This window comes from Qipengyuania sp. (assembly GCF_043423005.1).
In the GTDB taxonomy this organism is placed as follows: Bacteria; Pseudomonadota; Alphaproteobacteria; order Sphingomonadales; family Sphingomonadaceae; genus Qipengyuania.
In genome coordinates this window covers 1-12,599 of the sequence record NZ_JBHWMI010000065.1, presented here as the reverse complement: position 1 = coordinate 12,599, position 12,599 = coordinate 1, and the positions used below count along the sequence as shown (strand labels likewise).

The 12,599-nt window shown below is 64.7% G+C and carries 13 protein-coding genes and 1 other RNA gene; 7 read left to right on the top strand and 7 right to left on the bottom strand.

The features are described 5' to 3' along the window. Nucleotides 1-57 precede the first annotated feature (57 nt). Nucleotides 58-963: an RNA polymerase sigma factor RpoH gene (rpoH, locus tag ACHFFA_RS09930; RefSeq protein WP_394270688.1), complete on the bottom strand. Its 906-nt coding sequence runs from the start codon at nt 961-963 to the stop codon at nt 58-60. A gap of 125 nt (nt 964-1,088) precedes the next feature. Continuing rightward, nucleotides 1,089-2,033: an RluA family pseudouridine synthase gene (locus ACHFFA_RS09925; RefSeq protein ID WP_394270687.1), complete on the bottom strand. Its 945-nt coding sequence runs from the start codon at nt 2,031-2,033 to the stop codon at nt 1,089-1,091. Between the two features lie 16 nt (nt 2,034-2,049). On the opposite strand from ACHFFA_RS09925, the gene ACHFFA_RS09920 reads away from it, so the two are divergent. From ACHFFA_RS09920 to ACHFFA_RS09900, 5 genes are all read left to right on the top strand, one after another. Then, a complete protein-coding gene (locus ACHFFA_RS09920; RefSeq protein WP_394270686.1) occupies nt 2,050-2,445 on the top strand; it encodes a M67 family metallopeptidase in 396 nt (131 codons plus the stop codon). Nucleotides 2,446-2,479: 34 nt separating this feature from the next. Further along, the gene (locus ACHFFA_RS09915; protein WP_394270685.1) at nt 2,480-3,139 is read left to right on the top strand and encodes a histidine phosphotransferase family protein; all 660 of its coding nucleotides are present in this window, start codon (nt 2,480-2,482) and stop codon (nt 3,137-3,139) included. A gap of 119 nt (nt 3,140-3,258) precedes the next feature. Next, the gene (locus tag ACHFFA_RS09910; RefSeq protein WP_394270704.1) at nt 3,259-3,897 is read left to right on the top strand and encodes an N-acetylmuramoyl-L-alanine amidase; all 639 of its coding nucleotides are present in this window, start codon (nt 3,259-3,261) and stop codon (nt 3,895-3,897) included. Between the two features lie 89 nt (nt 3,898-3,986). Beyond that, nucleotides 3,987-4,403: RNase P RNA component class A (gene rnpB, locus ACHFFA_RS09905), an RNA gene on the top strand. A 100-nt stretch (nt 4,404-4,503) separates the two neighbouring features. Next, a complete protein-coding gene (locus tag ACHFFA_RS09900) occupies nt 4,504-6,561 on the top strand; it encodes a S46 family peptidase (protein ID WP_394270684.1) in 2,058 nt (685 codons plus the stop codon). Between the two features lie 70 nt (nt 6,562-6,631). On the opposite strand, the gene ACHFFA_RS09895 is transcribed toward ACHFFA_RS09900, so the two are convergent. The 3 genes from ACHFFA_RS09895 to nhaA form a co-directional block, all read right to left on the bottom strand. Continuing rightward, complete coding sequence (locus ACHFFA_RS09895) at nt 6,632-7,942, bottom strand: UDP-glucose dehydrogenase family protein (protein ID WP_394270683.1); 1,311 nt, start codon at nt 7,940-7,942, stop codon at nt 6,632-6,634. Continuing rightward, complete coding sequence (locus tag ACHFFA_RS09890; RefSeq protein WP_394270682.1) at nt 7,939-8,745, bottom strand: metallophosphoesterase; 807 nt, start codon at nt 8,743-8,745, stop codon at nt 7,939-7,941. Before ACHFFA_RS09890 ends, ACHFFA_RS09895 begins: the two co-directional genes overlap by 4 nt. Nucleotides 8,746-8,904: 159 nt before the next feature. Then, nucleotides 8,905-10,122, bottom strand: a complete 1,218-nt coding sequence (gene nhaA, locus ACHFFA_RS09885) for a Na+/H+ antiporter NhaA (RefSeq protein WP_394270681.1) — start codon at nt 10,120-10,122, stop codon at nt 8,905-8,907. Between the two features lie 84 nt (nt 10,123-10,206). Here nhaA and ACHFFA_RS09880 point away from each other — a divergent pair, with 84 nt between their 5' ends. Further along, nucleotides 10,207-11,115 carry a glycosyltransferase gene (locus tag ACHFFA_RS09880; protein WP_394270680.1) on the top strand — a complete coding sequence of 303 codons (909 nt, stop codon included), beginning with the start codon at nt 10,207-10,209 and terminating at the stop codon, nt 11,113-11,115. Nucleotides 11,116-11,196: 81 nt separating this feature from the next. On the opposite strand, the gene ACHFFA_RS09875 is transcribed toward ACHFFA_RS09880, so the two are convergent. Then, a complete protein-coding gene (locus ACHFFA_RS09875; protein ID WP_394270679.1) occupies nt 11,197-11,514 on the bottom strand; it encodes a hypothetical protein in 318 nt (105 codons plus the stop codon). Between the two features lie 127 nt (nt 11,515-11,641). Then, complete coding sequence (locus tag ACHFFA_RS09870; RefSeq protein WP_394270678.1) at nt 11,642-12,046, bottom strand: helix-turn-helix transcriptional regulator; 405 nt, start codon at nt 12,044-12,046, stop codon at nt 11,642-11,644. Between ACHFFA_RS09870 and ACHFFA_RS09865 the strand changes: the two genes are divergently transcribed. Next, the gene (locus tag ACHFFA_RS09865) at nt 12,039-12,278 is read left to right on the top strand and encodes a helix-turn-helix domain-containing protein (RefSeq protein WP_394270677.1); all 240 of its coding nucleotides are present in this window, start codon (nt 12,039-12,041) and stop codon (nt 12,276-12,278) included. The two genes, ACHFFA_RS09870 and ACHFFA_RS09865, sit on opposite strands and share 8 nt — an antisense overlap. The last annotated feature ends 321 nt before the right edge of the window (nt 12,279-12,599 follow it).

The window sequence follows — 12,599 nt, the reverse complement described above, 5'->3', positions numbered from 1 at the left end:
GCGCAATCCGGACGGCCGCTTTTTTAGCCCTGTGGGCGAGGCCGGGGCGCCGGGTCTTTACGCGACGCCCGGCAGCAGGCGCTCGCCGGCAATCGCCTTCATCGCCTTCTGCACCTTTTCAAACGCGCGAACCTCGATCTGGCGGATACGCTCGCGGCTGACGTCGTATTGCTGGGACAATTCCTCCAGCGTCTGGGGATTGTCGGTCAGCCGTCGCTCGGTGAAAATGTGCTTCTCGCGCTCGTTCAGGCTGTCCATCGCCTCGACCAGCATGTCGTGGCGAACTTCCTGCTCCTGCGCATCGGCCACGGTCTCATCCTGCAGCGGGCGATCGTCGGTCAGCCAGTCCTGCCATTGGCCGCTGCCTTCCTCGCCGCCGCGCATCGGCACGTTGAGCGAGCCGTCGCCGCCCATCATCATCCGGCGGTTCATGTTGACCACCTCCTGCTCGGGCACGCCGAGGTCGGTGGCGATCTTGGTCACGTCGTCGGGGTGAAGATCGGTATCCTCGTAGGCATCGAGGTTGCGCTTCATTCGCCGCAGGTTGAAGAATAGCTTCTTCTGCGCCGCGGTGGTGCCCATCTTGACCAGGCTCCAGCTGCGCAGGATGTATTCCTGGATGCTCGCCTTGATCCACCACATCGCATAGGTTGCCAGGCGGAAGCCGCGATCGGCCTCGAACTTCTTGACGCCCTGCATCAGCCCGACGTTGCCTTCGGAAATCAGGTCCGAGACGGGCAGGCCATAGCCGCGATAGCCCATCGCGATCTTCGCGACGAGCCGCAGGTGCGAGGTGACGAGCTGCGCCGCAGCTTCGGGATCGTCATGTTCCTCGTAACGCTTGGCGAGCATGTATTCCTGCTCGGGCGTGAGGAGAGGGAATTTCTTGATCTCGGAGAGGTAGCGATTGAGGCTCTGCTCTCCGCCCAGTGCGGGGACGCTCAATGACTTGGAACTGCTCACGTTATTCCTGACCTTTCTCGCGTCAGCCCATCTGGCCGGGCCCCTGCCGGGCGCCCATGAACCCCTGGACTACGGATATCGGTATAGCTGGAAACCGCCTGATCGTGCATCGCGTTTCATCGATTTCAACGAGCGATTTGGTCGATTAGTTCCCGCATATCGATCGGCATTTCAGCCTGAAATCGGATGCGTTCACCGCTGATCGGATGGTCGAATCCCAGCGTCTCGGCATGCAGTGCCTGACGCGCAAATCCAAGCTCGGCCAAGGTCGATCGCAGGGCTTTCGGCGTGCTTCCATACACCTGATCCCCCAGTAGCGAATGACCTATTGATGCACAGTGAACACGGACCTGGTGGGTGCGGCCGGTTTCGAGGCGGCATACGATCAGACTGGCATCGCGGAGCCGTTGCAGCGTCGCGTAATGGGTGACGGCACGTTTGCCGCGTGTTGCATGATCCGGCAGCACCGCCATCTTCTTGCGGTCTTTCTCCGAGCGTCCGATGCGCCCCGCGATGGTGCCCGACGGCGGCAGCGGATGCCCGGCGCATACCGCCAGATAGCGCCGGGTAATCGAATGATCGGCGAACTGACGGGCGAGGCCTTCGTGCGCCGCATCCGACTTGGCCACGACCAGGAGACCGGACGTGTCCTTGTCGATCCGGTGGACGATCCCCGGACGCGCGACCCCGTTGATCCCGGACAGGCGCCCCGCGCAATGATGCAGCAGCGCATTGACAAGCGTGCCCGATGCATTGCCTGCCGCAGGGTGGACGACCATGCCCGCAGGCTTGTCGACGACGATCAGGTCCGCGTCCTCGAACACCACATCGATCGGGATTGCCTGCGGCTCGGCGGCGAGCGGTTCGGGCGGGGGGACGGCAAGCACGAAGCTTTGCCCCGCTGCGGCCTTGGCCGAGGCATTCGCCATGACCTGTGCGTCGAGGGTGACTGCCCCTGCCGCGACCAGCGCCTTGACCCGTTCGCGCGACAGGCCGGTTGCCTGCGCCAGCGCCCGGTCCAGCCGGTCGGCGGCGGCAATCACGCCGGTGAGGATTTGCGCGTCTGGCATGCTAGGGCCATGCGCGATGACTGTACGACTCTCAAGCGATGTCTACGACGCCCTGTTCGCCGAGGCGGCAGCGGCGCATCCGCTGGAATGCTGCGGCGTGCTGCTGGGCGATCGGACCGGGGTGCGCGGCATCGCCGCCGCCCGCAACGTCCATGCCCGGCCCGCGACCCGGTTCGAGATCGACCCGCAGGTCCTCATCGATTGCCACCGTGCGGAACGCAGCGGCGGGCCGGAAGTAATCGGATACTACCATTCGCACCCCGGCGGCGATGCCCGCCCTTCCGCCACCGACGAGGCCCTGTCCACCCGCGACGGCGCGGTCTGGGCGATTATCGCCGGATCGTGTCTGACCTTGTGGCGGGCCGGCGCCGGCGGCTTCACTTCTCTTCCCTATGTGGTGCGTGGCCGCTAGAAGCCACGCCTCACTGCCCTTGCACGGAATCCCGATGAACGACCGACAATCCATCGACCTTGCCGCCATGCTCTGCTCGCGCCTGTGCCACGATCTGCTGAGCCCGGTCGGCGCGCTCAGCAACGGGCTCGAACTGCTGGCGCTGGAAACCGACGAGGAGATGCGCGCCAACGTCATGGCGCTGCTGGAACAGAGCGCGCGCACCAGCACCAGCAAGCTCAAGTTCTTCCGCCTCGCCTTCGGGGCGGCCGGCGGGTTCGGTGACCGGGTGGACATGGCCGAACCGCGCTCGCTGATCGAGGCGCTGCTGACCGACAAGGGCAATATCACCGTCAACTGGGCGCTGGACGTCGCCAATCTCGGCAAGCCGGCGGTGAAGGTGTTGCTGAACTTCGCACAGATCGCGATCGATTCGCTGGTCCGCGGCGGCACGCTGGATGTCGGAGCCGAAATCCGCGAAGGCAATTGCGAGATCGTGGTTCGCGCCAGCGGCCCGCGGATCGCGTTCGACGAGACGATCGGCAAGGCGCTCGAGGGCAGCCTCGACACGGCCGATCTTTCCAGCCGCACGGCGGCGGCGCACATGATCGCGCTGCTGGCCGAAGATTGCGGCGGGGGTCTGCAGTATGCCCGTCACGACGATGCCCTGGTGCTGGGCGCGTTCATGCCCGAAAGCGAAGGGCTGATCGGGTGACGGGGGCCGGCGGGGACGGGCCTGGCGCGCCAGGCGGCCCCCCGCGGGGCGGCGATGACGAGCTTGTCCATCGCCAGGTGCCTTCCCCGAACCATGACGAACGCAAGCTGCCGATCTCGATGGTCGTGCTGCACTATACCGAGATGAGCGATGCGTCCGCCGCGCTTCGCCGGTTGTGCGATCCCGACGCCAAGGTCTCGGCCCATTACCTGATCAGCGAGGAGGGCGAGGTGGTGCGCCTGGTCGCGGAGCAGCGCCGCGCCTGGCATGCCGGGGTCTCGTACTGGCGCGGCATCCGGGATGTGAACTCGGCCAGCATCGGCATCGAACTCGACCATCCCGGACACCTCCTGGGCTATCGCGAATTCAGCACTGCGCAGTTCGAGGCGCTACTGCCCCTGCTGGCGCGGATCGTGAAGCGGTACGACATTCCGCGCGCCAATATCGTCGCGCATTCCGATGTCGCGCCGTCGCGCAAGACCGATCCCGGCGAACTGTTTCCGTGGGACCGGCTGGCGGATTACGGGCTGGCGCTGGCCCGCCCCGACAAGCTCGAGCGGGGCGATCCGTTCGATAACGATGCCAGCTTCTATCTGGCGCTCGAACGGTTCGGCTACGATATCGCCGACGGGCGCAAGGCGGTCGAGGCGTTCCAGCGCCGCTGGCGCCCACACCGCATCAACGGCGAGATCGACGGGGAAATCCGCGCGATCCTGTTTCAGCTGCTGCTCGACCGGGATCGGGGTCTGGCCCGCTAGGCGCACGGCCGGCGGCGGGGAGGGACCCACCGATCATGTAGGCAAGGCGGCGCTTGGCGAACCGAGCGATATCGCCTATTTCGATCGCGCCAGGGGGCCGGGCAGCCGCGTGTCTTCGGATGCGAGGAAAGTCCGGGCTCCGCGAAACAAGGGTGGCGGGTAACGCCCGCCGGGGGTGACCCCAGGGAAAGTGCCACAGAGAGCAGACCGCCGATGGCCTCGGACAAGCCGGGGCACAGGCAAGGCTGAAAGGGTGCGGTAAGAGCGCACCGGGGCGGCGGCAACGCGGCTCGCACGGCAAACCCCACCCGGAGCAAGGCCGAATAGGGGCGGCGCGCCGGCTTGCCGGCAGATGCGTTTCGCATCGACCGCCCGGGTTGGCTGCTCGAGCCGCGGGGTGACCCGCGGCCCAGATGAATGGCTGCCGCCGCGCGGCTGATGGGCCAAGGAAACGCGGCCCTATATCGCGCGCGGAACAGAACCCGGCTTACAGGCCCCCTGGCACTTTCCTGTTATCTTGGCCGCGCGGGGGCGAAGGCGTCTTGGCGGGGGCACATCACGATGGCATGGCGCGCGTCATTGCGATCGAGCTATTGGAGAGCCTTCATGTCCCGCTTGCCGTCACGTTTTTCGGTTTCAGCCGCCGCCCTGCTGCTTGCCGCGCTGCACACGTCCCCGGCGCAGGCGGAGGAAGGCATGTGGACCTTCGACGGCTTCCCGGCCGAACGCATGCGCGAAACCTACGGCTGGGCGCCGGATCAGGCCTGGCTCGACAAGGTTCAAGCCGCGGCCGTCCGGCTGACCGGCGGGTGTTCGGCCAGCTTCGTTTCGGGCGACGGGCTGATCCTCACCAACCAGCACTGTGTCGCCAGCTGCCTGTTCGACAATTCGAGCGACTCGGCCGATTATCTCGCCAGGGGCTACATCGCCGACCGCCGCGATGCGGAACTCAAATGCCCCGGCCAGCAGGCCGAAGTGGTGACTGCGATCACCGACGTGACCGATCAGGTCAAAAGCGTCTTCGGGACCCTTTCGGGCGAGGCGCTGACCAAGGCCCGCGACGCACGCATCGCCGAAATCGAATCGCAATCCTGCACCGACGCCGAAAAGACCCGCTGCCAGGTCGTTACCCTGTTCGGCGGGGGGCAGTACAAACTCTATACCTACCGCAAGTATTCGGACGTGCGGCTGGCGTGGGCCCCGGAAGCGCGCGCATCGACATTCGGCGGCGATCCCGACAATTTCAACTTCCCGCGCTATGCGCTGGATGCGAGCTTTCTGCGCGCCTACGAAAACGGCAAGCCGGTCAAGACCCCGCGCCACCTCAAGTGGAACCCCCGCGCCCCCAAGGAAGGCGAAGTGACCTTCGTGGTGGGCAATCCGGGTTCAACCAGCCGCCTGTTCACGCAGAGCCAGCTCGCCTTCGAGCGCGAGGTCCGGTTGCCCGTCACCGTGGCGACGCTGTCGGAACTGCGAGGCCGGCTGATCCGCGCGATGGAGGAAAGCCCGCAGTACGAGCGCGAAGGGCTCGATACGCTCAATGGGATCGAGAACAGCCTCAAGGTGCAGATCGGGCGGGTCAAGGCGCTGAACGACCCGGCGTTCACCGCGACGCTGGCAAGGCAGGAGGCGGACCTGCGGGCGAAGTCGGCCGGCAACACGGCGCTGGGCGATCCGTGGACCGCGGTCGACGAAGCCGTCACCGCCTATCGCGCGATCTATCTTCCGGCTCGCTTCACCCAGCCGTCGAGCGACTTGTACAGCTATGCCCAGACGCTGGTGCTGGCGGCGCAGGAACGGGCCAAGCCTAATACCGAACGGCTGCCGGGCTACACCGACAGCGCGCTCCCACTGGTGCAGAAGCGGTTGCTCGACGAACGCCCGGTCTATCCGTGGCTGGACGAGCTGACCTTGGCCTGGAGCTTGTCGAAGGCACGCGAATATCTCGGGGTCGACGATCCCGACAGCAAGCTGCTGCTGGGCCAGGAAAGTCCCGAGCAGCTGGCGGAACGCCTCGTCGGCGGCAGCCGGCTGGCGGACCCTGCGGTGCGCAAGGCATTGTGGGAAGGCGGGTTGGCCGCGGTCGAGGCGTCGGACGATCCGATGATCCAGTATGCCCTGCGCCTGTCCGAGCGGCAGCGCGAGATCCGCAAGCTGACGGACGAAGGCTATGCCGGTCCGCTGGCGCTCGCCGGGGGCCAGCTCGCCGATGCGCGGTTTGCCGCTTATGGCGATACGGTCTATCCCGATGCCACCTTCACGCTGCGCATCAGCTATGGGCAGGTCAAGGGCTGGACCGAGCGTGGCCAGCAGGTGCCCTACATGACCACGCTGGGCGGCACCTTCGAGCGCGCCACGGGCAATGCGCCGTTCGACCTTGCCCCGGGGTTCGCGGCCAACGAGGCGCGGATCGACAAGACCGCGGCTTACGATTTCGTGACGACGAACGACATCATCGGCGGCAATTCAGGCTCGCCGGTCATCGATCGTGCGGGCACGGTGATCGGCGCCGCGTTCGACGGGAACATTCATTCCCTCGGTGGCAATTACGGATACGATCCGGTGCTGAACCGCACTGTCGCCGTTTCGGCCGACGCGGTGCAGGAAGCGCTCGAGAAGATCTATCCGGCGCCGGCCCTGGTTCGCGAACTCAGGGCTCGCTGAAGCTGGCTGCTCCCGGTACGGCAGATTGCGTGGTCACGCCGTACCGGGGGGCAGGGCGGTACTGGGCCGGTCAGGGCCGCCCGATGCTGAAATAGTCGAACCCCCGCGCCCGCACGTCTTCGGGGCGGTAGATGTTGCGCAGGTCGACCAGCACCGGGGCGTTGAGCAATTGCTTCACCCGGTCGAGGTCGAGCGCGCGGAAGGCATCCCATTCGGTCACGATGACGACCGCATCGGCGCCGTCGATTGCGGAATAGGGATCGCCCGCCATCGTCACCTCGGGCATCAGCGGGCGGGCGCTGTCCATTCCCTCGGGATCGTAGGCGACCACTTCCACCCCGCCGTCGGTCAGCGTCTGCGCGACCGCGATCGAGGGGGAATCGCGCATGTCGTCGGTATCCGGCTTGAAGGTGAGGCCAAGCAGCGCGACCTTCTTGCCGCGAGCATTGTCGAACCCGCCCAGCGCCTCGATCACCTTGCGTCCCATCGCGCGCTTGCGCCCGTCGTTCGCCTTGACCACCGCCTCGATGATGCGGGTCGGACTGTCGAAATCCTCCGCCGTCTTCAGCAGGGCGAGGGTGTCCTTCGGAAAGCACGATCCGCCATAGCCCGGCCCGGCATTCAGGAACTTGGCACCGATGCGGTTGTCCATGCCGATGCCGCGGCTGACGTCCTGCACATTCGCGCCGACCTTTTCGCACAGATCGGCCATCTCGTTGATGAAGGTGATCTTGGTCGCAAGGAAAGCGTTGGCGGCATATTTGATCAATTCGCTGGTCCGACGGTTGACGAAGAGGATCGGCGATTCGTTCAGATAGAGCGGGCGATAGACCTCGCGCATGACCTCGCGCCCGAAATCGTCCTCGGCCCCGATGACGATGCGGTCGGGGCGTTTGAAATCGCCGATCGCGGCACCTTCGCGCAGGAATTCGGGGTTCGAGACGACCGAGAAGCGGTGGCCCGTCCCGCTGGCTGCCAGAATGCGTTCGACCTCGTCGCCGGTGCCCACCGGCACGGTCGACTTGGTGACGACGACCGCATCATTGGCGAGGTGCTGGCCGATTTCCTCGGCCACGGCATAGACGTAGGACAGGTCCGCATGACCATCGCCCCGGCGGCTGGGCGTGCCGACCGCGATGAAGATGGCGTCCGCACCGTCGATGCCCTCGGCAAGGCTGCTAGTGAAATTCAGCCGCCCCGCCTTCACATTGGCCTCGACCAGCTCGGCCAGCCCTGGTTCGAAGATCGGCATCACCCCTTCGTGGAGGCGATCGATCTTGGATTGATCCTTGTCGATGCAGCACACTTCATGACCGAAATCGGCCAGGCACGCGCCCGAAACGAGGCCGACATAGCCCGAACCCACCATTGCGATTTTCATGAATGACCGCCCTTTTCGATCGTTATTGCGCCACCGTCGGATGCGATGGCCTGTATTCGGCGACGCGTCTCGCCCTCGAGAACGAGCGCTGTCAAGCGCCCCGTTTTGAATGCCCCGGTATCGATCCCTATGCGGTGCTGGGTATCGATGACGTCGTCGAAAATCGTGTGTCCATGGACGATCACATGGCTAAGCGGTTCCTCGTGACGCAGAAAACGCTCGCGGATCCACAGCATATCGGATCGGCGTTGCTGGTCGAGCGGTCGGGCAGGATCGATCCCGGCATGAACGAAGGCATAGTCGCCGGCCACGATGTATTCCTCGAAGCTTGCGAGAAATGCGCGATCCGCTGCCGGGACGAGGGCCTGCATCGCTTCCTGGACGTCCTCGATCCGCATCCGCTGATAGTCCTCTGGCGGCAGGCCATAGCTCAGCAGCGTCTCGCGCCCGCCATGGCGCAGGAAATGGCGCAGGGTTTCGCGATCGTCGAAGCTGTCGAGGAACATCTCCTCGTGATTGCCGGCGAGGAACCGCACCGACCGGCGCTCTGCCCAGGCTCGCGCAGCGCGAACCACGCCGGCGCTGTCCGGCCCCCGGTCGACGAGATCGCCCAGCAGGACAACGGTCGTGGTGGCTGGCGCGGCGGCGGCGTCGTCGTCCTCTATCCCCTCGATCAGCGCGGTGAACAGATCGTTGCGGCCATGAACATCGCCTACGACATACCAGCGCTCGCCATCAGGCACCCGGGCGATCCGCCGGACAGGCTTCCTGCGGGCAATCAACTGGCGGACGGAATTGAGCATCGGGGGGGGCGCGATCTTCTCGTGATGATGGTCAGGCAGACAGGCGGGGTTGCGTCATAGCGCCGAGGCGTGACCGGCGAGTGAACGCGCCGCCGCGGGAATGCGTTCCATGCCCGGTCGGCCCCCGCGCTGGCAACGGCGGGCGCGGGGTGGCGACGCTCAGGCTTCGTAAGGCGAGGGGCTCATCGCATTGTTGCGCGAGAAGAAGCGCAGAATGATGAAACCGACGATGCCTGACAGCAGCGAGCCCATGAGGATCCCGATCTTGGCCTCCTCGATCAGCAGGTCGTTGCCGACGAAGGCGAGGCTGCTGATGAACAGAGACATCGTGAAGCCGATCCCGCACAGGATCGATACGCCCCAGATTTCCGGCCACGATGCGCCCTCCGGTTTCTGTGCGAAACCCACCTTCACCGCGGCCCAGACCGCGGCAAGGATGCCGATCTGCTTGCCCAGGAAAAGCCCCGCCGCGATGGCGATGGGCAGGGGCGCGAGGATGCCCGCAAGCCCCAGCGAGCCGATCTCGACCCCGGCATTGGCGAAGCCGAAGATCGGGACGACCAGATAGGCGCTCCACGGGGCAAGGCCATGCTCCATCCGTTCGAGCATCGTGTCATCGTCCTTGCCGCGCATCGGAATGGTCAGCGCCGCGACCACGCCCGCGATCGTGGCGTGGACGCCGGAATTGAGGACGAAGAACCACAGCACCACCGCCAGAAGGATGAAGGGCCAAGGACTGGTGACGCGCATCCGGTTGAAGGCGATCATCACGCCCACTGCGGCAACCGCGGCAGCCAGCCAGATCATCTTGATGCTGGCGGTGTAGAACAGAGCGATCACCAGCACCGCGCCGATATCGTCGACGATGGCGACCGTCAGCAGGAACAGGCGGAGCGAAGCCGGGACGCGATTGCCGAGTAGCCCCATGACACCCATCGCGAAAGCGATGTCGGTCGCCGCGGGAATGGCCCAGCCGCGAGTCAGTTCGCTCGCGCCTTCCCCGTTGATCACGGCGAGAAACACCAGCGCCGGCGCCGCCATGCCGGCAATCGCGGCCAGGACCGGCAGCTTGCGCTGTTCGGTGCTGGCCAGCTGGCCTTCCATCCATTCGCGTTTCACCTCGAGCCCGACGACGAAGAAGAAGATCGCCATCAGTCCGTCGTTGATCCACAGGTGCAGCGTATTGAGCTTGAACGCCTCGCGGTCGAACATCTCGCCATGGAACAGGTAGTGATAATCGTCCGCGAGAGTTGAATTGGCCGCGAGCATAGCCGCGATCGCCACCAGGATGAGGAGGATGCCGGCCGATGCGTCGCCGGTGAAGAGCGCGCGCACCGGGGCGAAGAACTGACGAAGAATGGAATTCTGCTGGGTCATCACGGGGCTCCCTGTCCAGCAATCTTCACGATGTTGCAAGGATGTGATGCCACCAGCTTCGTCAGGATAAGGGGTCGCATCCCGATGATAGGTTCGGTGCTTCTTGAGGCGATGGCGCTCGTCCAGTACGAGTTGCTGCTGTTCGCCGCGGTATTCTTCGCCATCGGCCTGGCCGACGAGCTGGCGGTCGACGCGGTCTATGGCTGGCTGCGGCTGACTGGGCGGGGGAAGACCGCAGTCGCCCCGCCGGAGATGAACGAGGCGGGGGCGCTGGACGGACCGGCGGCGGTGTTCCTGCCCGCGTGGCAGGAAGATGCGGTCATCGCGTTGACGCTGCGCCATGCCTTGCGGGCCTGGCCGCAGGCGGCGGTTACGATCTACGTCGGATGCTATCGCAACGACCCTGCGACCATCGCGGCGGTCGAGCGTGTCGCGCGCGGTGATCGCCGCGTCAGACTGGTGGTAGTGGAAGCCGAGGGGCCGACCTGCAAGGCCCATTGCCTCAACGTCCTCTACCGCGCGCTCGCCGCGGACGAACGCGGCAGCGGCGTCTGCGCGCGAATGGTCGTGCTGCACGATGCCGAGGACATGGTCGATCCGGCCGAACTGGTGCTGCTCGACCGGGCGGTGGCAGAGGCCGCGTTCGTCCAGCTGCCGGTCCTCGCCCTGCCGCGGCCCGGGGCTCGCTGGATCGGCGGGCACTATACCGACGAGTTCGCCGAATCCCACAGTCGGACGATGGTGGTCCGCGATGCGCTGGGCGCCGGGATCCCCGGTGCCGGCGTCGGCTGCGCGGTGTCGCGCCCGATGCTCGAGCGGCTTGCCATCGCCCAGGATGGGCGCCCGTTTGCCGAAGGTTCGCTGACCGAGGATTACAGATTATCTCCACCTAAAGATAAAACATATTATCTTAAGCAGTGCATTATTCACAAGCTCGTGGCGCAAGCATCACAAATGTGGCGCTTTCCTGAGTTTGCGCTCCAGATAACTTGACGGCGAAAGCGCTGATGAGTTTTGAACGGCAGAGTGTGATCTTCACTACAGCTTCGGCTCCGGTCACATTTTCGTCGGAACCTAGCCGTCCCGGTCCGCTCTTCGTTTTTGTCGGAGGCAAGTCGTAAGCGCATTATGCGGCCGCCAGTCGGCCGCCTTCTGCGAAGCTGCTATCAGAACCAGGATGCCAGCGACCGTTGTTGAGGTCAGCATCTCGAACGGGCGGGTAGCCTCGAGTTTAGCGGCAATCCCCACGTGAATCAGGGCCAACAATCCCGCACTCCAGCGCCATCCAAGCGAAAGTCGAGGAAAGTGGCTAGGTTCTTCTATTGGAAACAGCATGCTCGCTAGATCGGAGATCTTCGCCTGCACGGCCTTTTCGGCGTCGTTGTCGCCCATCCGCTTGCGAAAGCGATGAAGAGGGTCCGGTCTATCGTTCACGCGTCGACTTCACAGCCTTGAAGTGCGCTTTAGCGGCTTCGATCGCCACCGCATCGTGCTTCGGGACGCCCTCAAAGACCGCGAGCTACATGACGAGTATGTGCTCGGGGGTCGCGTCTATTCCATACTCGCTCGCCGCCGCGTTCAGCGTCGAGAAGATGCGTCGTATGCGCTCCGCATCGTAAGAAAACGATCCCAAGGTCTCGTCGACCTGGAACAGCCAGGCGGGAGTGATCGCAAACTCGTCGACCAGTCGCGGCACGATGTCGAGCGAGGGTATCGAACTGCCGGCTTCCCATGCGATGTAGGTTCTCTTCGGGACACTCAGACGCTCGGCGAATGCCGATTGCGTCAAACCTTCGCGACCTCGCAGCTCGCGCAATTTGGCGGCGAACGTCCATGAAGCGATACTTGGTTTCGATTTATGTTGCAAGATTCTGCGCCTCAAATATGCTGCTTCTTGCACCTCTAAGGAAAGCGCTTTGACCACTCTGTCTCCTAGCGAACGAGCGATCTACATCAAACTGTCGTTCAAGCTCAGAAACACTAGCTATTCCGCAGTAGCACGCCAGGAAGGCCTGGCGCCGACGACGGTCGCCGCAGTGGCTCGGGGAACGGTACGATCCGAGCGAGTGGAGCGGATCATCTCGAGGATCGTCGAGCGTTCGCCGAACGAGCTGTGGCCGGAACGCTATGACGACAAGGAGAACGCCATGGTCTGACGTTTGACAAACGACGAAGGCTCGACCTTGCGGTCGAGCCTTCAGGGAGATCGAAACCTCCGAACAAACTCGGTCTCCCACACCCATTCGATCCTGTCAAGTTTCACGTCTTTTTGGCGCCGCTTTACTGCGCCCTAAATCCGGGAGATCCACGATGCATGAAGGTTCAGACGATCGCGGCGGATCGATGTCGGTCGAGCCACGACCGACGCGCCAAGCGTCCCCGACCATTCCGCCGACCGGCGCTGACCGCCAAGGCCCCGTCCGCAGCCCCGACGGGCGCCTCGACTACCACACGCGGCTGAAGAACCATCTCGAGAA

Coding starts and splice junctions, on each gene's coding strand:
- nhaA (WP_394270681.1), bottom strand. CDS start 10,122: ATGACCCAGCAGAATTCCATTCTTCGTCAGTTCTTCGCCCCGGTGCGC.
- ACHFFA_RS09915 (WP_394270685.1), top strand. CDS start 2,480: ATGAACGACCGACAATCCATCGACCTTGCCGCCATGCTCTGCTCGCGC.
- ACHFFA_RS09910 (WP_394270704.1), top strand. CDS start 3,259: ATGGTCGTGCTGCACTATACCGAGATGAGCGATGCGTCCGCCGCGCTT.
- ACHFFA_RS09880 (WP_394270680.1), top strand. CDS start 10,207: ATGATAGGTTCGGTGCTTCTTGAGGCGATGGCGCTCGTCCAGTACGAG.
- ACHFFA_RS09890 (WP_394270682.1), bottom strand. CDS start 8,745: ATGCTCAATTCCGTCCGCCAGTTGATTGCCCGCAGGAAGCCTGTCCGG.
- ACHFFA_RS09875 (WP_394270679.1), bottom strand. CDS start 11,514: ATGGGCGACAACGACGCCGAAAAGGCCGTGCAGGCGAAGATCTCCGAT.
- ACHFFA_RS09900 (WP_394270684.1), top strand. CDS start 4,504: ATGTCCCGCTTGCCGTCACGTTTTTCGGTTTCAGCCGCCGCCCTGCTG.
- ACHFFA_RS09920 (WP_394270686.1), top strand. CDS start 2,050: ATGACTGTACGACTCTCAAGCGATGTCTACGACGCCCTGTTCGCCGAG.
- ACHFFA_RS09925 (WP_394270687.1), bottom strand. CDS start 2,033: ATGCCAGACGCGCAAATCCTCACCGGCGTGATTGCCGCCGCCGACCGG.
- ACHFFA_RS09895 (WP_394270683.1), bottom strand. CDS start 7,942: ATGAAAATCGCAATGGTGGGTTCGGGCTATGTCGGCCTCGTTTCGGGC.